Raw genomic sequence first — 18,607 nt, forward strand, 5'->3', positions numbered from 1 at the left:
CGGCTTTAATTGTTTAATTACACTGCATTTGTCCGCCGACATTTTGGCATGAGCCACCAGTAGAAGGAAAGTAAGTATCACCAGCACCACGATTATAACGAGTACCATCTGATCCCCAGCAACCTGAACTATCACAATTTGATACTGTCGATGGTTGGCGTTGAGAACTATTTGAATAGCCACCGCTAGAATTATCACCACCATTTAAAGTTGATAGTGTATTGCGTTGACTGGCTGTTAAACCTCTTGCTCCACTATAGGGAGTGCTTGCTGACCTTAATAACGCTTGTCTTTCAGCCTCTTGTTCAGCAGAACGCGTTTGTTGCTGAGGTTGACTGTATGTTTGACGACTATAATTTTGCGATTGATAGGATTGTTGCGCAGAATTTCGATTACTCTGTGAATATGTTCGTTGAGGCGCGGGAGCTGATCCAAGCGAGCGTATCGTTTCAATCTTCTGTTGTTTTGCACCCGTTGGTGGAGGTTTACTTGAATAGGTAACATTACCTTTTGCATCAACCCATTTGTAGACCCCTGCATATAGATTTACTGGAATACACAGTAAAATAAATGTTGTAATTTTTAATACACTCATGCGCATCTCAAAGATAATAATTATATGAAATTACGATAGATTAATTTTAGAGCAGTATCAACCCCCTGTAAGGTTCGCTAAATAACCACCTTTAAATAAAACTCTACGAAATAAAGTAGAGTTTTATTTCGGGGCAAGTTATGCAAGAAAACACAATTCCATGGATCATCAAAGTTGTGCCTGCCGTAGTGGGGGCTATTCTTGCCCTAGTATTAAGTGGTGACATTGATAAAAACGGAAAAATTCAAGTTTCTTTGGGTGTTATAGGCAAGTTTTTATTCAGCGTTTCAGTCAGCCTTTATGGCGGTTCAGCATTTATTGAATATTACGAATTATCAAAATATTCTCACATGGCTCAAGGCTTTGTGATGCTTATGTTTGCAGTTTTTGGATTATTAGGGATTGGCATTCTTTATCAGTCCATTGCACTGATGCAGGGTAAGCCTTTATCCGAGGTTATTAGTGAGGTCAAAGCTGCCTTTATTTCAATACTTAGTAATGGTAAAGGTGACAAACAATGAGCGTAGATCAATCACAACAAGTTGCTCAGGCATATTCATGGCTTCGTGCTATGTCTGGTGGCAAATTAAGTCAATCTCAGGTTGTAGCTGGTGATCAGATTATTGAGAAAAATGGCTTAAATGTTTTTGCAAAACTTATTGGCTTTGAAATACCTACACCTTTAGTAAATGGACAGCGAGATATTTCTGAGAATGGTTATGCAATTATTAGAGATGCTGAGGGTTTTCGTTCAACAGCTTATTTAGATACAGGAGGTGTTTGGACTATTGGCTTTGGTACCATTAAATATCCAAATGGTACATCAGTTAAAAAAGGTGATACTTGCACGAGAAATGAAGCTAAACAATGGCTTAAAAACGATTGTGTATGGGTTGATGCTTGTCTTGATAAAAATGTCAAAGTTAATCTTAATCAAAACCAATTTGATGCATTGGCTTCTTTTGTCTACAACATAGGCGAAACCGCATTTGTAAAAAGCACAATGCTTACTCTTATTAATCAAAACAGTTTGACCTCGGCTGCAAGTCAATTTGATCGTTGGGTGTTTGATAATGGAAAGCGTATTCAAGGCTTAGTCAATCGTCGAGCAAAAGAAAAATCATTATTCCTAAAGGTGGCTTAAATGATTGATGCTGTGTTAGGTAAATTTTACAAATACATTATTTTAGGCTTGATGATATTTATCTTTGGATATGTTTTTTATGCCAATTCTCTTGCTGGAAAATTGGCAAATGCTGAAAAAGTTAAAACTAAAGCAGTAGCTGATGCTATTAAGCCTTATCAAGATGCAATTGATCAGGCTCAAAAGGAAAAAGCCGCCATTATGCAAACATGGTCAGCTAAAATTATAGAGGTAGAACAAAATGCGATTAAAAAAATACAAGATGCGAATGCTGCCGCTCGTAGTGCTGACTTGGCTGCTAGTGGGTTGTCAAAGCAACTCAGTGAAGCCAACAAACGTTTGTCCAGTGCTCCCAAGCAAACCATCATTAACTACACCATTGCCAACTCAGAATTACTCGAAAGTTGCACAGCAGAATATCGAAGCTTGGCAGAAAAAGCTGATGGACATTCACTGGACGCAATGAGGTTATACGATAGTTGGCCAGAACTAAATAAAACCCTCAATTGAGGGTTTATTTCTTGATAAGGTTTGAAATATCAGCATCAAAATATTTAGTAATATCGAACCATTTTTCTATTTCTTTTTCCCATTTATACACACGTTCATTTTCAATTTTTAATACATCTAACCCTTTAATGCTAAAGTGAGTTGTATCATCTGGAAGCTGTTTCCAATCAATAACCCCATTATCATTAAACCAATTTTCCCAAGCATTTTGTATGTATGGGACCACAAAAGACTGTTGCACATCATTCCATGCAAATATGTTTTGTATATTGGATTTTTCTTTATACATATCTTTAACACTTTTAGTCGGGCGGAATGATTTCATAAATCTTTCCAACTGTTCTTTAATAAAAGAAAATTCAGTATTTATAACGTCAGGTGTTTGAACTTGAGAATAAGCTTCCTCTGCATCCGCAATATCAGCAGCTGATACATACCTTTGTTTTAAAGCAAATTTAGAATAATTATCGTCATATTGTTGTCGGGCAAATTGAATAGCTGTCTGATAATCTAAACGTTCTCCACGTTTTCTTAGGTTTACATACCGTTTAAGACTATTCCATGATGAATGCAATGTAATTGTTTGAAGTTGCGGTATCGTAAAGCCATCCTCTGCATAGCGTGTTGCAGCTTCATGGCGTAAATCATGGAACCTTAAATCTTCAATTCCATTTAAACGACATGCTCTACGAAAATAATCACTGACCGTCTGTACATTGACAGGTAATAAAAGCTCATCACTATAACCCAGCTCCAGCATTCTTTTTCGAGTAGAAGGTTCAAGTAATTCTTCAATAATGAGGAGGGCATTAGGCTCTAAATGGGCAAACTTATGATTTCCTTTGGATCCATCTGGATTTTTAACGTCTCTGATCTTCCATTGACTATTTTTTTTGTCAAAATCAGCTAAACGCATTTCACATAGTTCACCTTCACGACGACCTGTATAGATCGCAAGCCACATGACCAGGTGCATAGGAATGGCATTGCGAACTCGTTTCCAGCCTTTATAAAAGTGATTGGTCAGAATATGAAGTTCTTCTGATGTGATTAAACGATCACGTTCCTTTGATTTAGTAACAATACGAGCTTTTTTTAGACCGATCAGCGAATGTGATAATTCATTTTTAGCATGTGCAACATCTTCACCCCATACAAGTTCAGCATGGTTTAGAACCGATGAAATATGGGATAAATCCTTTAATACAGTTGCTGGGGCAACTCCATCTATCATTTCAATTGGATTGCCTTTTCGTCGTTCAATGGCAAATGATGAGAAATCTTGGCGTGAAAGGGTATAAGCATCTTTATGGGCAATATCATAATTACATATATTTTTTAGTGCTGCAGTTTTGGTATCAGCAAATTCGTCACTAATTTCATCTAAATATTGAGTGATGAATTGTTCTAAAGTTTTTGACACAACCTTGGCTTCTGGATTTAGAATAGCAGGATTAACAAGAATCTCTGCTTCAAGTCGCTTAATCCATTCTTTGGCCAATGACTCTTTTGCAAAAGTTCTTGTTTTAATAAATGGTGGTAAGCCTTTACGAGTTATACGTATTTGAGCTCTGTATCGAGTTTTACCATCTGCTGTAGTTCGTTCTGCAATTGTTCCCATATTTACGCCATAAAGTTGGATTTACGCCACAAGGGTGATTATGGCGCAAATAAGGCGTAAAGAATAGTTAAGAATGATTGAAAATGATGTAAAACCTTTGAGAATATGGGAAAGTGAAAATTGAGTAAAAACAACGTAATTGCAGAATTGTTTGATAAATCAAAGCATTCCCCTATTTTTGTCGCCCCGATGGCAGGGGTTACTGATCGGCCATTTCGTACGTTATGTAAATACTTTGGTGCAGGGCATGCGGTCAGTGAAATGATGACGGCAGACAAAACCTTGCGCATGAGTAAAAAGAGTTTATATCGTGCTAATTTTGATGGTGAAATTGCGCCTATTTCAGCGCAAATTGCGGGTTCAGATCCACAAGAACTTGCAGAAGCTGCACGCTTTCAAGTGGCGAATGGGGCGCAAATTGTTGACATCAATATGGGTTGTCCAGCCAAAAAAGTTTGTAATAAATTAGCAGGCTCAGCATTGCTGAAAGATGAAGACCTTGTTGCACGTATCTTAGACAGTGTTGTGGCGGCAGTCGATGTTCCAGTGACTCTTAAAACCCGTTTAGGCTTTTTAAATGGGCATGAAAATATTTTACGTGTGGCGAAACGTGCTGAAGAAGCGGGGATTGCCGCTTTGGCTCTACATGGTCGTACCCGTGAAGATATGTACTTAAACACTGCTCGTTATGCTCTCATTAAAGAAGTTAAAGCTTTACTGAGTATTCCAGTGATTGCCAATGGCGACATCGATACACCAGAAAAAGCCAAATATGTATTGGATTATACAGGTGCGGATGCGGTGATGATTGGCCGTGCAGCACAAGGTCGCCCTTGGATCTTTAGGGAAATTGCGCACTATTTGGAAACTGGTGAACACTTGGCCGCGCCTAATATTGAAGAAGTTAAAAAAGTGCTGTTAGGGCATTTGGCAGAACTCTATGAATTTTATGGTGAATACTCAGGCTGCCGTATTTCACGTAAACACATTGCTTGGTATACCAAGGGTTTACGCTCAAGTAATGAATTCCGTCAAAACATGTATAAAGAAGATTCAACTGCTGCACAATTTAAAGTGGTAGAAGCGTATTTTGATCATTTACTTGATCATGGCGACATTATGAGTGATGTGCAGGTTGAACAAGTAAACTTGCTAGAAACCTAAATCTGTATAGTATTAACGCGCGTAACGTGACACATACGTTTTGCTCATTAAAGAAAAAACCAGCCAAAGTGGCTGGTTTTTTATCTTTTGGTTGCTGTAGAGCTTAAGAGGCGTGTGCTTCAGAAGCAGGCGTTACATCAGCTTTAGTATCCGCTTGTGCTGGGGTAACTCGAGTTGATTTTTCTGATTTAAAGTGATGGGTTGTGTCTACGGACACCCCTATGAGCACTAAAATAAGGAGAACAGCTGCCATATATATCCTAATTGTTATCCTGTTGTTGTTTATTTATATGATTTACATATAGCAACATAATATTACTTTTGGATAACAAAGAGGGGTGGCTTATTCAAAAAAACGAGCATTTAGTCTGCGTTAAAATTCATTTCTAAAACCAATTGATTTATTAAGTCTGGTGCTTCTAGGGCACGAATTTTCGCAACTTGGCTTCCCGCCCAAAATGCTCCAAAACCATGATCACCATGTTGTGACGCAAGTTGATGGAGCTGTTTCGCTAAATCATAAGCATAAGGGTAGTCGGCAACTATTGGGCGCTCAGGCGTATCAATTTGACTATGCCAATGATTAATTAATCCACGTGCAGGTCGACCCGATATGCTTGTTGTTATTTGCGTAATAGGCTGATCAAATAATGCTTTACGATAGGCTTCATTGGCATTCGAGCTTTTGCATTGTACAAATGCGGTCCCGAGTTGCACGGCATCTGCACCTAATTTCAGCATATATTTAGCATCTTGGCCTGTCATAATGCCACCTGTTGCAACAATTGGAAGATTGCAGTGTTTTTTCAGTAATTGTACTAAGTCACTGGTTTGAATGCTACTGTCAAAACTTGGGTTGAATATGCCACGATGCCCACCCGCTTCAATACCCTGAGCAATAATGATATCAATGCCTGCCGCTTCAATTGCGCGTGCTTCAATTAAGTTGGTTGCAGTTACCATCGTGATAATGCCTGCTTCTTTTAAGGCTTGAATCTGATGGGGATACGGAATGCCAAAGTGAAAACTGACGGCTTTGGGACGTGTTTCGAGTACAAGCTGTAAAAAATCATCGTGATCTAAAAAGCTTGGATAAATACAATCGAGCTGTGTGGGTGCGACTGCGCCGTATTGTTTGAATTGTGGGCGTATATAATCAATCCACGTTTGGGAGCGTTGCTGATTAAACGCTTGCGATTGATGGCAAAAGAAATTGACCTGAAAAGAATGATCAGTTAAGGCTTGAGTCGCTAAGATTTGTTGCTTGGCGGCATCAACACTGCTTGCCCCTAGACCGAGTGCGCCTAAGCCCCCTTGATTAGATACCTCAGCAGCCAAAGTGGGTGTGGAAACACCTGCCATTGGAGATAAAAAAATGGGGTGTTTAATGGCTAAATCTTCTAATACATTCATTTTAGTTGCCTCCTCAATTCTTTTTACTTTGCCGAAGGCCTACGCTTTATGCAAACCATATTCATTATTTTGTCTGTAAATAGATGTGTATTAAATATTAAAAGAAAACAGCTCGCGATTTTTAAACGACACACCGTGACGTGTAAAGATCCTAACTTTATATTTCCTTATGATGAGCGGCTTATAATTTAGTTGTAATTGATAATTTACGCTGAATTTCTCCTATGTCTGAACGTATTCGTGAAAAATTGCAAATATTGGCAGATGCGGCTAAATATGATGTGTCGTGTTCATCCAGTGGAAGCAAACGCCAAAATAAAGACCGCGGTCTTGGTAATACAGGTAATGGTATTTGCCATAGTTATACCGAAGATGGTCGCTGTGTGTCATTACTCAAAATCTTATTTACCAATGTGTGTATTTTTGACTGTGCCTACTGTGTGTCGCGTCGTTCCAATGATGTGCAACGGGCAGCCTTTACCGTGCAAGAAGTTGTGGATTTAACCATCAACTTTTATCGTCGTAATTATATTGAAGGGCTATTTTTAAGTTCGGGTATTTTTAAGTCAGCCGACCATACGATGGAGCGTATGCTACAAGTGGTCAAAAAATTGCGCTTAGAAGAAAACTTCAACGGCTATATTCATCTGAAAACGATTCCGGGTGCGTCCAAAGAAATTATTACAGAGGCTGGTTTATATGTGGACCGCATGAGTATTAATTTGGAAATGCCGACCGAAGCAGGTTTACAGCAATTTGCACCCGAAAAAAGCCATGCAGAAGTACAAAAAGATTTAGGAATTGTGCGTGACCGTTTAATCGAACTGAAAGATGAACGGAAAATTATTCGGACTGTGCCACAGTTTGTTCCTGCAGGTCAGACCACGCAAATGGTGGTAGGTGCTGCGCAAGAAACGGATCAAGATATTATTATGATGGCGGATCGGCACTATAAAGAATTTAAGCTAAAACGCGTGTATTTTTCGGGCTATATTCCAATTAATGAACAAGAAAAGGCGCTACCAATGGTAGGTTCTGCACCGCCATTGCTCCGTGAAAACCGCTTGTATCAAAGTGATTGGCTCATGCGATTTTACGGCTTTGATGCATCTGAAATAGTAGATGATGCTCATCCAAATTTGGATTTAGATGTAGATCCGAAATTGAGCTGGGCGCTTCGTCATCCAGAGCAATTTCCTATTGATATTAACCGTGCGGATTACCGCATGATAATGCGTGTACCGGGAATTGGCGTACGTTCAGCTAAAAAAATAGTACAGGCAAGACGCTTTGGGCAAATTCATATTGACCAGTTAAAGCGTATGGGTGTGTCTTACAATCGTGCGCAACATTTTATCCGCTGTGTAGATACGCCGAAGTTTCAGCGTGACCAAACACCCAGCCAAATTCGCAATCAGATTTTGCAGATGGGCAATTCCAAATATACGCAGCAATTGTCACCTCAGCTTGGTTTCGGGTTCTAAACATGGCGGTCTATCAATTTGATGGCACGATGACTGGGCTATTGAGCTGCGTATTTCGCGCGTTTGAGTTTAAGGAATTTAGTGTACAACTGTCCGCTGGACAGCTGCCTCAGTCAGGCTTATTTGATGAGTTTGTTGAGGTTCCATCCAATGAGGAACATGGGCAACGGGTCTGGCAGGGTTTAAAACAAAAGCTTTCAGCACAAGCACTGCGGAATTTTTATTACAGCTTTCTCTCAGAGCAAGATGAAGCATTTCAGCATTGTTTTAATTTTGCAGTTTATGTCTTTCAGTCACAGCGTCCAGTAGATCAGGATTATGGCCATGCCGATGTGTTGGGTATTTCACAATGGGCCAAGCAAGTTGGTCGTGAAAAGCATCGCATGGAGGCATTTGTACGCTTTAAAAAATGCCAAGATGGCTTGTATTTGAGTCTGATTTCGCCAGATTTTAATGTTTTACCTTTAATTGAAAGACATTTTTGCCGTCGTTACCAAGATCAGCAATGGCTCATTTATGATGAAAAGCGTAAGTACGGCATTTATTATGATTTAAAAGATGTGCATCAGATACAGATGAATGCGTATGAGGTAGACACAAATCTACAGCTGGGACATAGTCAGGCTTTTAGTGTGCAACTCGACGATGATGAGCTGTTATACGACCAGCTCTGGAAAGATTATTTTAGAAGTGTAAATATTGAAGCGCGTAAAAATATGCGACTGCATGTGCAGTATGTACCAAAACGCTATTGGCGATACATGAATGAGAAATCGCTTTAATTCGGATTTTATGCATAATATGGGCTGTTTTAAAGTTTTAGACCAAAGAGTGCATTTATGAAGTTTGTCCTTGCTTTGAGCATTATGTCCAGCTTAATGCTCAGTGCTTGCACTGCCGATCAAAAGCCATCTGTAGAAGTCAAAGCCACTGATTATGCTGTGACTGATGTGGCAAGTTTGCAACAAAAGATTGATGCCTTAAATACTCAATTGGCATCTGATTATCAGCAATTGAAGCAACAGCAAAATATCGCATTTTCAGATCAATCACCTTTAGATGTCACGAATTTGAGTACCTTGCATTTGCATGCGGTGAGTGCAACCTCGCTTAAACCTGTGAAAGAAGAATACTGTCAGCTCATGAATGCTTATTTTAATGAGCTTTATCGCGTTGGGCATTTTAATTTACAGTGGTTAGATCAAATACAATTAAAGCATCAATCTCAGACAGCATTAGCACCACACTTTGCCAATGCAGATGCTTTTTATGCATTTGCTTTAACTGACTACAGTAGCTATAAGCAAGCACAGCAAATTATGGGCTTTGGTTGCAATTTAAGAGCTGCTTTAAGTCCAAACGCATAATGATAAAGCGCAATAAAAAAAAGACCATATTGATGGTCTTTTTTTCATGAAGCGTATTAACAGCCTGTGAGTTTTTCAGGTTGCGGACGTTCACCAGGGAAAAAGATTGGACGTAGTTTTACACCAATACCATTACCAATAAAAGCAAAGATCAGCCATAACCAACCATGTAAACTGCCCGATGCAATACCACTGAAGTACGCACCAATGTTACAGCCGTATGCTAAGCGTGCACCATAGCCCAACATTAAGCCACCAATTACTGCAGCAGCAAGTGAGCGCTTTGGAATATTAAAGTTAGGAGCGAATTTACCCGCAAGGCTAGCTGCCAATAATGCACCAATCATAATGCCAAAGTTCATCATAGAGGTAATATCAAACCACAATGATTCGGCTAAGGCTTTTGCATTGGCAGGTTGTTGCCAGTAGTTCCATGACGCAACATCAATGCCCATAACACTTGCAGATTTGGCAGCCCACACTGCAAGTGCAGAGGTCACACCCCAAGGACGACCTGCAAGCGCCAAGGTTGCAAAGTTGAGGAGGGTTAAAATAATACCGCCCCAAATTAATGGCCATGGGCCACGAATAAAACGCTTCCAGCCATGGTTTTGGCTTACAGGTTCAAGCTCTAAACTACCGTGACGTTTCTTTTCAAAATACACTGTTGCAACAGCAATGAGTGCAAATAATACAAAGTTGATGAAGAGAGCAGGGGCAACACCTAAGCTGGTCACAATAGAAATTGGAGCTAAATGCGGCAGGTTAAACCACCAATCAATATGCGAGGTTGCAATCAGTGAGCCTGTGCAGAAGAAGATCAGCGTCACAATCATGCGCATACTGCCTGAGCCGACAGTATAAAGCGTACCTGATGCACAGCCACCACCCAATTGCATGCCAATACCAAAGATAAAAGCACCAATCATGACAGACATAGAAACAGGGTTTACATTACCTTTGACTGGCGTGCCAAATAATTCACCTGCACCTAATGCAGGGAAAAAGAGCAACACGGCTAAAGACAACATGATCATTTGTGCACGTAAACCACGGCCACGACGTTCTTTAATAAATACACGCCAGCTCGAAGTAAAGCCAAATGAAGCATGGTAAAGCGTCATACCAAGCGCGCCACCAATAAGGAAAAGGAGGGCTTGTTTAACGCCAACCACTTGATAGGCACCGATCGTACCTAAAATTAAAAGAATAAAAGACACCCAAACCGATACATTTGATCGATTTGCAGGTGCAGCAATAACAGACATAGGAGATTAAATTAAAAATAAAAAATCAGGGCTATTGTATAAAAGTTAACAGCCCTCAAGGGACAATATATATAAATATACTATGTGTATATTTGAATTATTATATTAGTAAAAATTATATGTAAGAAATGCTATAGCGGTGTGACATTAAAGAGAGAACCAATCCAGCTGGAGAAAAGCATGGCAATAATGCCCCAAATACATACGCGCATACTGCCTTTAAGTAGCGATGTACCCGCAGCATAGCTTGAAAGTGCACCCAGTAAAGCCAATGAAACCACACCTACAACCATGACTGTTTGAGCGACATACTGCTCTGAGCTTAACAAAATAGACAACATGGGAAATAAAGCCCCAATTGAAAATGCCAAAGCTGATGAGCCTGCAGCCAATAAAGGTTTAGCTGCCGTATTATCGTTAATACCAATTTCGTCACGCGCATGCGCTTCTAAAGCATTCTGAGCAGTAAGTTGCACGGCAACATCATGCGCCAGCTCTGGTGTTAAGCCACGAGCAATATAAATGTGAGTAAGTTCTTTGAGCTCTAGCTCTGGATTACGTTGTAATTCACGATGCTCCATAGCAAGGTCAGCTTTTTCAATGTCTTCTTGAGATTTCACTGAAATATATTCGCCTGCAGCCATAGAGGTCGCACCCGAAATTAGACCCGCAATACAGGTAATGAGCAAAGTTTGTGTGGAAGCGCCACTGGCTGCCATGCCCATAATTAAGCTTGTCACAGAAATAATGCCGTCATTTGCGCCCAATACAGACGCACGTAACCAGCCTGTACGTTGCATATAATGTTGTTCTATATGATGAGACGAAGGCATAACACATGCTCGCTTAAGTTAAATATTGTTCTGTTAAGGAGTATAGCCTGTGTGAGCAGATCGACAAAGTAAAATGGTCAATAGCAACAGGCCTTTGATTCCTTAGGGATAATGATGCTGTAAGAGCCGTGTAGTGATATTTTTGAAGACAAAACAAAGCCCTCATGTAGAGGGCTTTGTTGGATGCAATAAAATTATTGCTGTGCTTTTTCTTTAACGTCTGCAGCACCTTGTTCAACGGCACCAGCTGTTGCAGCAGTCGCATCTTTCGCTGCTTCTTTTGCATCATGTGCAGCGGCTTCAGCGTGATTTGCGGCATTGTTTGCAGCATCAGCTGTCGCAGTTGCTGCGTTGTCTACAGCAGTTGCAGTCGCAGTTGCTGCTTCTGATGTTGCATTGGCGATATCATGGCCAGCTTGGTCAGCGGCGTTTTCAAGGTGTTCACCCGTTGTAGCACCAGTTTCAGGAGCTTTGTCTTTGTTACAGCCAACAAGTGCAACAGTGGCAGCTAAACCTAGAGCAACTAATAATTTATTCATTGTACAGTTTCCTTTTTTTGTTATACCCGTAGCATGGGCTGAACATATATTAGCTGAAAGGCTGTTTATAAATCGATCAAAAATTGTTGATTAAGTGTAATTTTTACCAATATGCCTTTTAATATTTGAAATATTATTGCTGGCACAAATAATTTTCTTAACTTGGTATCAGCTCTTCAATTGAAGGTGCTAGAAGGTAGATAAATTCAGCGTCTTCATGGCGCCATAAGTAAATTTCTTCTCCCAATTGTGAATCTTCATTAGCTCGCATTAACAAGTAATCACCATCGCCATTATGCGCAATTGCAACACTGTTTTCTGGGAAGTCTTCAATTTCTAGAGTGGATGTATGCTCTGCGACAAGATGTTCCATAGTACGCTTAATTCGTTTTACATCACTGGTGTCGTGAAAGGGGAAAAGCCACCATGCTTCAATATCGTCACTATCTTCATATTCGTCTTCATCAGATAAGCTGATCGCGAATTCGCCACCATTTTCAATTTGCATTTTTGCCTTATATTTTTCAGGAAATTTAAATCCTAATTTTTCCTCGGCAGTGCTTATAAATTTGTATTCTACTGGAAATGGCATGAAATCATTCTTTATATATTTTAGATACTTATTAATAAAAGTTGCGTAAATTTAAGTCAATAGTTGAGAGGGTAAAATGGACATATTAAAAATTGAACAATAAAAAAGCCTGCATGGCGCAGGCTTTTTTAACGAGAAATTTACAATTAAAGACCAGCAGCTGCTTTAAGCGCTTCAGCTTTATCTGTTTTTTCCCAAGTAAATGCAGTATCAGAACCTTCACGACCAAAGTGGCCATAAGATGCAGTTTGTTGATACATTGGTTGAATCAAGTTCAACATGCGAGTAATACCGTATGGACGCAAGTCGAAGTGTTCACGTACCAATGCAATAATCAAATCTTCAGATACTTTTGCAGTGTTGAATGTGTTGATAGAAATAGAAGTTGGCTCAGCAACACCAATGGCATAAGACACTTGGATTTCACATTTGTCTGCAAGACCAGCAGCCACAATGTTTTTAGCAACATAACGACCTGCGTATGCAGCAGAGCGGTCAACTTTAGATGGATCTTTACCAGAGAAAGCACCACCACCGTGACGAGCCATACCGCCGTAAGTATCTACAATAATTTTACGGCCAGTTAAACCACAGTCACCTACAGGGCCACCAATCACGAACATGCCTGTTGGGTTGATGTGGAATTTAGTACCCGCATGGAACATGTCCGCTGGGATTACTTTTTTCACAATTTCTTCAATTACAGCTTCTTTTAGCTGTGCTTGAGTAATTGAAGGGTCATGCTGAGTAGAAAGCACAACAGCATCTAAGCGTACAGGCTTGCCATTTTCATAGGCAAAAGTTACTTGGCTTTTCGCATCTGGGCGTAACCAAGAAAGTGTACCTTGCTTACGTAACTCTGCTTGTTTTTCCATTAAGCGATGCGCGTATGAAATTGGCGCAGGCATTAATACATCTGTTTCACGGCTAGCATAGCCAAACATTAAACCTTGGTCACCAGCACCTTGATCTTCAGGTTTTTGGCGGTCTACACCTTGTGCAATTTCAGGTGATTGTTTACCAATCATATTGATGACAGCACAAGTTGAACCATCGAAGCCAAGATCTGAATGATGGTAGCCGATACCATTTACAGTGTTGCGGACAATCGCTTCAAAGTCGACGTTTGCAGTCGTTGTGATTTCACCAGCAAGTACGACCGCACCAGTTTTTACAAGCGTTTCACAAGCGACCCGCGCATAAGGGTCTTCTTTTAAGATCGCATCCAAAATAGCATCACTGATTTGGTCAGCCATTTTATCTGGATGGCCTTCGCTTACAGATTCCGAGGTAAATACAGCGTACTCGCGCATAAGTCCTATCACAGTTAATTTAAAAGACGCAATATGTTACATCGACTTCAGTCTTAGGACTAGCGCATGTCGACCAAAATGAATGAATTTATTTCAATTTATTGGTGTTTTATTTGATATGGTCATTAAAAAAAGTGATAACGCTATCTTTATTAGATGTAAGTGGCTGAAATTTTATACGTTCAGTCATGTAAAGTGCTGACTATAATTCAAGGTTTTTTTGGCCTTTAAGACTTTCAGAGGCTGATTTGTTGCTGTGCTAATGTGTTTAAGTTGTTTCAAAACAAGAGGATATAATCATATTTTGTAATTGGATGAGTGTAATGTTGTTAAGTTTTTCTATGAAAATTCATTTTTGAATTATAAACATGAATAAAATTCATCTTTTGATTAAGATATTGTATTTTAAGTATTTGTTTTGATTTTTTTGTGGCGTTTACCAGGGTGCAACTGAAGATTCATGTCATCTTAAATATATTTTTGCAGTTTTAGATGCAAAACATATATCGCAAGATTATAAAAATATAGAAAATTTTAAGGCGGTATGTGCTGGATAATTGTGCAAAAAATGATTTCATTACGAATTAATAGCGAAAACTCGGGCTTGAGGCTTTACCCCTTAGCTATTTTTTAAGACAATATACACAGTTTTGAATTTCTATTCACTTTTCTAGTTTCTTTTAGATTTATTTGGACGCTGACCTATGACGACCCCACTTAATGAACGTCGAGTTGCAAACGCAATTCGTGTATTGGCAATGGATGCTGTGCAAAAAGCGAATTCAGGCCATCCAGGCGCGCCAATGGGGATGGCAGATATTGCTGACGTTGTATGGCGTGAGTTTTTAAATCACAATCCTAGCAACCCACAATGGGCTAACCGTGACCGTTTTGTATTGTCTAATGGCCATGGTTCTATGCTTCAGTATGCTTTATTGCATTTGACTGGCTATGATCTTTCAATTGATGACTTAAAAGCATTCCGTCAATTGCACTCTAAAACTCCGGGTCACCCAGAGCTTGGTTATGCACCTGGTATTGAAACAACGACTGGTCCACTTGGCCAAGGTATTGCCAATGCTGTAGGTTTTGCTTTAGCTGAAAAAACTTTAGCTGCGCAATTTAACAAAGATGACATCGCTGTTGTAGATCACTTCACTTACTGTTTCTTGGGTGATGGTTGCTTAATGGAAGGTGTTTCTCACGAAGCATGTTCATTGGCAGGTACTTTAGGTCTAGGTAAACTTGTTGCTTATTATGATGACAACGGCATCTCAATTGATGGCGAAGTAGAAGGCTGGTTCTCTGACGATACAGAGCAACGCTTCTTGGCTTACGGCTGGCAAGTGCTTAAAGTTGATGGTCATGATGCAGATGCGCTTCGTGCAGCAACTTTGGAAGCGAAAGCTGAAACTAAAAAACCAACCATCATTATTTGTAAAACAGTGATTGGTTTAGGTTCTCCAAACAAACAAGGTAAAGAAGATTGCCACGGTGCGCCGCTTGGTAATGACGAAATCGCGTTAACACGTGAAGCTTTAGGTTGGACAGAAGGTCCATTCGAAATTCCTGCTGACGTATATGCAGCTTGGGATGCTAAAGCAAAAGGTTCTGCTTCTGAGTCTGCTTGGAATGAAACATTTGCTGCTTATGCTACGAAATACCCAACAGAAGCTTCAGAACTTAAACGCCGTCTATCTGGTGATCTTCCTGCTGACTTTGTTGCACAAGCGGATGCTTACATTGCAGAAGTAAATGCTAAAGCAGAAACGATTGCTACACGTAAAGCAAGCCAAAATGCGATTCAAGCATTTGCACCATTACTTCCTGAAATTTTAGGTGGTTCTGCAGATTTAGCAGGCTCTAACCTTACACTTTGGAAAGGCGCTCAAGGCGTTCAAGACAATCCAGCAGGTAACTACGTACACTACGGCGTACGTGAATTTGGTATGACTGCGATTGCGAACGGTGTTGCGCTTCATGGTGGCTTTGTTCCTTACGTAGCTACATTCTTAATGTTTATGGAATATGCGCGTAATGCAGTACGTATGTCTGCATTAATGAAGCAACGTGTGATCCATGTATACACACATGACTCAATTGGTCTTGGTGAAGATGGCCCTACACATCAACCTGTAGAGCAAATTGCATCTTTACGTGGTACGCCTAACCTCAACACATGGCGCCCATGTGACACTGTAGAAGCTTCTATTTCTTGGAAATCTGCATTGTTACGTAGTGAAGGCCCAACAGCGTTAATTTTCTCTCGTCAAAATTTACCATTCCAAACACGTACAGCGGATCAAATTGCTGACGTGGCTAAAGGTGGTTATATCCTTGCGAAGGAAAAAGGCGAACTTAAAGCAATTATTATTGCAACTGGTTCAGAAGTATCATTGGCAATGGAAGCATACGCACAGCTCGAAGGTGTACGTGTAGTATCTATGCCATGTGCTGAAGAGTTTGTGAAGCAAGATGTAGCTTACCGTGAAGCAGTTCTTCCAGTAGCGATTCGTGCTCGTGTTGCTGTAGAAGCAGCACATGTTGACTACTGGTGGAAATTTGTTGGTCTAGATGGTCGCGTAATTGGTATGACAACTTACGGTGAATCTGCACCTGCAAAAGACTTGTACAAACACTTCGGTATCACTACTGATGCTGTTGTTGCGGCAGTTAAAGAAATCACTGCTTAATACCTGTTATTAAACAGTCTTTAAAAGACGCTCTCAATTGAGAGCGTCTTTTATTTTTGAACTTTACAGCAGGGCTGATTACATTGCTGTCAAAAGTTTACCCATACATAGGCAAAACGAAGAAGTGAGATAGAGATGAGTTTATATGAGCAAATCAGTGATGAGATCACTTTAATGGATGCAGGTGAGCAGAAATGGATTGGTCAAGACCTTCCATTAGAAGCCATGGTTGCAGTTGAGCTGTTGTTACAGGATATGGCTGAAGAAAAAATTATTAAGGTACGTCGTAAAAATCATGAAAAAACCACAGGTTTAAAACAGATTGATCGCATCTTGATTGAAAAGCTTTAAGTTTTGAATGCGGTGCTAAAAAAGCTTTGTTCTTTTAAGGAGAATAAAGCTTTTTTTATGTGCATATTTTGTTTATAAAAAACATAGAGCATTCAAAAGAGTAGATCGTGAGTACATTCAATATTCAGGCATTATCGTCGGCGGGCATTCAATATTCAGATTGGTTGCAACTCTGGCAAGGCTATCAACAATTTTATCAAGTACAGTTGACTGAGGAGCTCAGCCTAAATACTTGGCAGAAGTTAACTGATCCGAAGCAAGAACACATCTATGGCTTTGTGGCTTATTTAGACCATGAAGCAGTGGGCTTGGTGCATGTGATTGAACATGACAGCTGTTGGACCATACAACCCTATGCGTATTTACAAGATCTATTTGTGTTGAATGAGCAACGCGGTCAGGGAATTGCTAAAGCTTTGATTGAGCAGGTACATGCTTATACAAAGCAAAGACAATGTGATCGTGTGTATTGGTTAACCCATCAAGACAATGACGTTGCACAAAAGCTTTATGATCAGATTGCACGCAAAACAGGGTTTATTCAATATCGATTAAATTGAGTGGCCAGCTAAAAATGATTTTTAGTCTGACCATTTATCTACAGGGTGAATATCTTTAAATCGCACCAAACATTCATTTAATGTGGCTTAGATGTCGATGTGGATTTTATTCGCTTTTAGATTTTTCTGAAACTTTAAAGTTTTTTGCAGGATCGGCATCTTGTTGGATGGTCCATTCACCAGCAACACGGAAGGAAGATGCAGAAGAATAAGTGTCTTCCATGAATTGGAAATAAGTAATCAGGCCATCTTTGACAATTGCTTTAATTGAAAATGGTGAGGTGAAGGTGCGTTTTGCATATACGGATGTGCAGGTAAACTGCCCAAATACTGCCACTGTTTCACCTTCAGCGAGCATGTCGGTAATTTGAAAATCATCAATTTGCCAATAAGTCCCTACATTTGCAAAAGTATAAATATAAACATCACGGCCTTGGTAAGAGCCAGCCCAAGGTTCAATTTGTTTTAGTTCAGGGTTACTAAAATTTAAAGAAACATAATCGGCATCTTCAGCGACCAGCTGTGCTGTTGCATCGGCTACCAGTTCTTTTGATGTGTTAAGTAAAAAGGCTAAAACGACATCTTTGGGTTGTTTTGTGCTTAAGGCTTTTTTAATTGCTTGTAAATTTTCTGACATAGGAAATCAACTTTATTTATTCAGGTAGTGAAATTATTTTAGTCATTATAGATAAGCAAAAAAGGGGCGATTGCAAGCAACAGTATCCTAAAATTAGGAAAAAAAATGCTAAATATTTATTACTTATAAAGATTGTTGCATTTTTTTAATTTGAAGTGTTTGAAAATGGTAAATCTGTGTTTTAGTTCAATGTGGCTATAGTCAAACAATAGCGCCAGCGGAATGCTGAAAATAGTCAATTTTTACAAATGTATCGTTCTAAACATGCAACAAAACGTTTTATCTTTAACAGTGTATTTTTAGCAGAACTGTATAAACTGATTTGTATTCTTAAGTGAGATAAAAACATGAACATCAAAGCATTAACAGTAGGTTTAGCACTTGCATCTGTTGCAACTTTTTCTATGGCAAAGCCTGTAGCATATCAAATTGATCCAACACATACGGCAACTGTATTTAATTGGAATCACTTTGGTTTTTCTACACCATCTGCAAACTTTAGTGATATTCAAGGTACGATTAA

The 18,607-nt window shown here is 39.6% G+C and carries 20 protein-coding genes and 1 pseudogene; 11 read left to right on the plus strand and 10 right to left on the minus strand.

Annotation, left to right across the window (positions count from 1 at the left end; genetic code table 11):
• Positions 1 to 13 precede the first annotated feature (13 nt).
• Positions 14 to 601, minus strand: coding sequence for a DUF4124 domain-containing protein (locus EXE29_RS08060; protein WP_120364439.1), 588 nt, complete (start codon positions 599 to 601; stop codon positions 14 to 16).
• Between the two features lie 134 nt (positions 602 to 735).
• Between EXE29_RS08060 and EXE29_RS08065 the strand changes: the two genes are divergently transcribed.
• Genes EXE29_RS08065 through EXE29_RS08075 form a run of 3 tightly spaced genes read left to right on the plus strand, consistent with a single transcriptional unit; the run spans position 736 to position 2,249 of the window.
• On the plus strand, positions 736 to 1,116 hold the full coding sequence (locus tag EXE29_RS08065; protein ID WP_004761334.1) for an SLAC1 family transporter: 381 nt from the start codon (positions 736 to 738) through the stop codon (positions 1,114 to 1,116).
• On the plus strand, positions 1,113 to 1,739 hold the full coding sequence (locus EXE29_RS08070) for a lysozyme (protein ID WP_120364440.1): 627 nt from the start codon (positions 1,113 to 1,115) through the stop codon (positions 1,737 to 1,739). Before EXE29_RS08065 ends, EXE29_RS08070 begins: the two co-directional genes overlap by 4 nt.
• Positions 1,740 to 2,249, plus strand: coding sequence for a hypothetical protein (locus EXE29_RS08075; protein WP_120364441.1), 510 nt, complete (start codon positions 1,740 to 1,742; stop codon positions 2,247 to 2,249).
• Between the two features lie 4 nt (positions 2,250 to 2,253).
• Here the strand turns inward: EXE29_RS08075 and EXE29_RS08080 are convergent, their stop codons facing one another.
• The gene (locus tag EXE29_RS08080; protein WP_120364442.1) at positions 2,254 to 3,870 is read right to left on the minus strand and encodes a tyrosine-type recombinase/integrase; all 1,617 of its coding nucleotides are present in this window, start codon (positions 3,868 to 3,870) and stop codon (positions 2,254 to 2,256) included.
• Positions 3,871 to 4,017: 147 nt separating this feature from the next.
• On the opposite strand from EXE29_RS08080, the gene dusB reads away from it, so the two are divergent.
• A complete protein-coding gene (dusB, locus tag EXE29_RS08085; protein WP_265936309.1) occupies positions 4,018 to 5,034 on the plus strand; it encodes a tRNA dihydrouridine synthase DusB in 1,017 nt (338 codons plus the stop codon).
• 103 nt (positions 5,035 to 5,137) lie between these two features.
• Here the strand turns inward: dusB and EXE29_RS17485 are convergent, their stop codons facing one another.
• Together EXE29_RS17485 and EXE29_RS08090 are read right to left on the minus strand one after the other, a co-directional pair.
• Positions 5,138 to 5,287 carry a hypothetical protein gene (locus EXE29_RS17485; protein ID WP_165382488.1) on the minus strand — a complete coding sequence of 50 codons (150 nt, stop codon included), beginning with the start codon at positions 5,285 to 5,287 and terminating at the stop codon, positions 5,138 to 5,140.
• Between the two features lie 110 nt (positions 5,288 to 5,397).
• A complete protein-coding gene (locus EXE29_RS08090) occupies positions 5,398 to 6,447 on the minus strand; it encodes an NAD(P)H-dependent flavin oxidoreductase (RefSeq protein ID WP_120364444.1) in 1,050 nt (349 codons plus the stop codon).
• 224 nt (positions 6,448 to 6,671) lie between these two features.
• Here EXE29_RS08090 and EXE29_RS08095 point away from each other — a divergent pair, with 224 nt between their 5' ends.
• Genes EXE29_RS08095 through EXE29_RS08105 form a run of 3 tightly spaced genes read left to right on the plus strand, consistent with a single transcriptional unit; the run spans position 6,672 to position 9,298 of the window.
• Positions 6,672 to 7,931: a putative DNA modification/repair radical SAM protein gene (locus EXE29_RS08095; protein WP_106985427.1), complete on the plus strand. Its 1,260-nt coding sequence runs from the start codon at positions 6,672 to 6,674 to the stop codon at positions 7,929 to 7,931.
• Positions 7,932 to 7,933: 2 nt separating this feature from the next.
• Complete coding sequence (locus EXE29_RS08100) at positions 7,934 to 8,713, plus strand: TIGR03915 family putative DNA repair protein (protein WP_120364445.1); 780 nt, start codon at positions 7,934 to 7,936, stop codon at positions 8,711 to 8,713.
• A 57-nt stretch (positions 8,714 to 8,770) separates the two neighbouring features.
• The gene (locus tag EXE29_RS08105) at positions 8,771 to 9,298 is read left to right on the plus strand and encodes a hypothetical protein (protein ID WP_106985429.1); all 528 of its coding nucleotides are present in this window, start codon (positions 8,771 to 8,773) and stop codon (positions 9,296 to 9,298) included.
• A gap of 56 nt (positions 9,299 to 9,354) precedes the next feature.
• Here the strand turns inward: EXE29_RS08105 and EXE29_RS08110 are convergent, their stop codons facing one another.
• The 5 genes from EXE29_RS08110 to metK form a co-directional block, all read right to left on the minus strand.
• The gene (locus EXE29_RS08110; RefSeq protein ID WP_106985430.1) at positions 9,355 to 10,566 is read right to left on the minus strand and encodes a YeeE/YedE family protein; all 1,212 of its coding nucleotides are present in this window, start codon (positions 10,564 to 10,566) and stop codon (positions 9,355 to 9,357) included.
• Positions 10,567 to 10,697: 131 nt separating this feature from the next.
• Positions 10,698 to 11,399 (minus strand): VIT1/CCC1 transporter family protein, encoded by a 702-nt coding sequence (locus EXE29_RS08115; protein ID WP_106985431.1) that lies wholly within the window; start codon positions 11,397 to 11,399, stop codon positions 10,698 to 10,700.
• Positions 11,400 to 11,593: 194 nt separating this feature from the next.
• Positions 11,594 to 11,938, minus strand: a complete 345-nt coding sequence (locus EXE29_RS08120; RefSeq protein WP_106985432.1) for a hypothetical protein — start codon at positions 11,936 to 11,938, stop codon at positions 11,594 to 11,596.
• A gap of 157 nt (positions 11,939 to 12,095) precedes the next feature.
• Positions 12,096 to 12,530, minus strand: a complete 435-nt coding sequence (locus EXE29_RS08125) for an SMI1/KNR4 family protein (protein WP_120364446.1) — start codon at positions 12,528 to 12,530, stop codon at positions 12,096 to 12,098.
• 146 nt (positions 12,531 to 12,676) lie between these two features.
• Positions 12,677 to 13,843 carry a methionine adenosyltransferase gene (gene metK, locus EXE29_RS08130; protein ID WP_106985434.1) on the minus strand — a complete coding sequence of 389 codons (1,167 nt, stop codon included), beginning with the start codon at positions 13,841 to 13,843 and terminating at the stop codon, positions 12,677 to 12,679.
• Between the two features lie 704 nt (positions 13,844 to 14,547).
• Between metK and tkt the strand changes: the two genes are divergently transcribed.
• From tkt to EXE29_RS08145, 3 genes are all read left to right on the plus strand, one after another.
• Entirely contained in the window at positions 14,548 to 16,536 is a 1,989-nt protein-coding gene (gene tkt / locus EXE29_RS08135; protein WP_120364447.1) for a transketolase, read from the plus strand.
• Between the two features lie 135 nt (positions 16,537 to 16,671).
• Positions 16,672 to 16,887 carry a hypothetical protein gene (locus EXE29_RS08140; RefSeq protein ID WP_106985436.1) on the plus strand — a complete coding sequence of 72 codons (216 nt, stop codon included), beginning with the start codon at positions 16,672 to 16,674 and terminating at the stop codon, positions 16,885 to 16,887.
• Between the two features lie 107 nt (positions 16,888 to 16,994).
• Positions 16,995 to 17,447 (plus strand): GNAT family N-acetyltransferase, encoded by a 453-nt coding sequence (locus EXE29_RS08145; RefSeq protein ID WP_171356318.1) that lies wholly within the window; start codon positions 16,995 to 16,997, stop codon positions 17,445 to 17,447.
• Positions 17,448 to 17,553: 106 nt separating this feature from the next.
• Here EXE29_RS08145 and EXE29_RS17730 read toward each other — a convergent pair whose 3' ends face one another.
• Positions 17,554 to 18,084, minus strand: coding sequence for a nuclear transport factor 2 family protein (locus EXE29_RS17730; RefSeq protein WP_171406261.1), 531 nt, complete (start codon positions 18,082 to 18,084; stop codon positions 17,554 to 17,556).
• Between the two features lie 347 nt (positions 18,085 to 18,431).
• Between EXE29_RS17730 and EXE29_RS17735 the strand changes: the two are divergent.
• Positions 18,432 to 18,607: pseudogene (locus EXE29_RS17735) on the plus strand (YceI family protein); the annotation flags it as partial.

This window comes from Acinetobacter sp. WCHAc060006 (assembly GCF_004209135.1).
GTDB lineage: Bacteria > Pseudomonadota > Gammaproteobacteria > Pseudomonadales > Moraxellaceae > Acinetobacter > Acinetobacter cumulans.

Coding starts and splice junctions, on each gene's coding strand:
- EXE29_RS17485 (WP_165382488.1), bottom strand. CDS start 5,287: ATGGCAGCTGTTCTCCTTATTTTAGTGCTCATAGGGGTGTCCGTAGAC.
- EXE29_RS08065 (WP_004761334.1), top strand. CDS start 736: ATGCAAGAAAACACAATTCCATGGATCATCAAAGTTGTGCCTGCCGTA.
- EXE29_RS08115 (WP_106985431.1), bottom strand. CDS start 11,399: ATGCCTTCGTCTCATCATATAGAACAACATTATATGCAACGTACAGGC.
- EXE29_RS08125 (WP_120364446.1), bottom strand. CDS start 12,530: ATGCCATTTCCAGTAGAATACAAATTTATAAGCACTGCCGAGGAAAAA.
- tkt (WP_120364447.1), top strand. CDS start 14,548: ATGACGACCCCACTTAATGAACGTCGAGTTGCAAACGCAATTCGTGTA.
- EXE29_RS08075 (WP_120364441.1), top strand. CDS start 1,740: ATGATTGATGCTGTGTTAGGTAAATTTTACAAATACATTATTTTAGGC.
- EXE29_RS08100 (WP_120364445.1), top strand. CDS start 7,934: ATGGCGGTCTATCAATTTGATGGCACGATGACTGGGCTATTGAGCTGC.
- EXE29_RS08120 (WP_106985432.1), bottom strand. CDS start 11,938: ATGAATAAATTATTAGTTGCTCTAGGTTTAGCTGCCACTGTTGCACTT.
- EXE29_RS08140 (WP_106985436.1), top strand. CDS start 16,672: ATGAGTTTATATGAGCAAATCAGTGATGAGATCACTTTAATGGATGCA.
- EXE29_RS08070 (WP_120364440.1), top strand. CDS start 1,113: ATGAGCGTAGATCAATCACAACAAGTTGCTCAGGCATATTCATGGCTT.
- EXE29_RS08090 (WP_120364444.1), bottom strand. CDS start 6,447: ATGAATGTATTAGAAGATTTAGCCATTAAACACCCCATTTTTTTATCT.
- EXE29_RS08080 (WP_120364442.1), bottom strand. CDS start 3,870: ATGGGAACAATTGCAGAACGAACTACAGCAGATGGTAAAACTCGATAC.
- metK (WP_106985434.1), bottom strand. CDS start 13,843: ATGCGCGAGTACGCTGTATTTACCTCGGAATCTGTAAGCGAAGGCCAT.
- EXE29_RS17730 (WP_171406261.1), bottom strand. CDS start 18,084: ATGTCAGAAAATTTACAAGCAATTAAAAAAGCCTTAAGCACAAAACAA.
- EXE29_RS08095 (WP_106985427.1), top strand. CDS start 6,672: ATGTCTGAACGTATTCGTGAAAAATTGCAAATATTGGCAGATGCGGCT.
- EXE29_RS08110 (WP_106985430.1), bottom strand. CDS start 10,566: ATGTCTGTTATTGCTGCACCTGCAAATCGATCAAATGTATCGGTTTGG.
- EXE29_RS08060 (WP_120364439.1), bottom strand. CDS start 601: ATGCGCATGAGTGTATTAAAAATTACAACATTTATTTTACTGTGTATT.
- EXE29_RS08105 (WP_106985429.1), top strand. CDS start 8,771: ATGAAGTTTGTCCTTGCTTTGAGCATTATGTCCAGCTTAATGCTCAGT.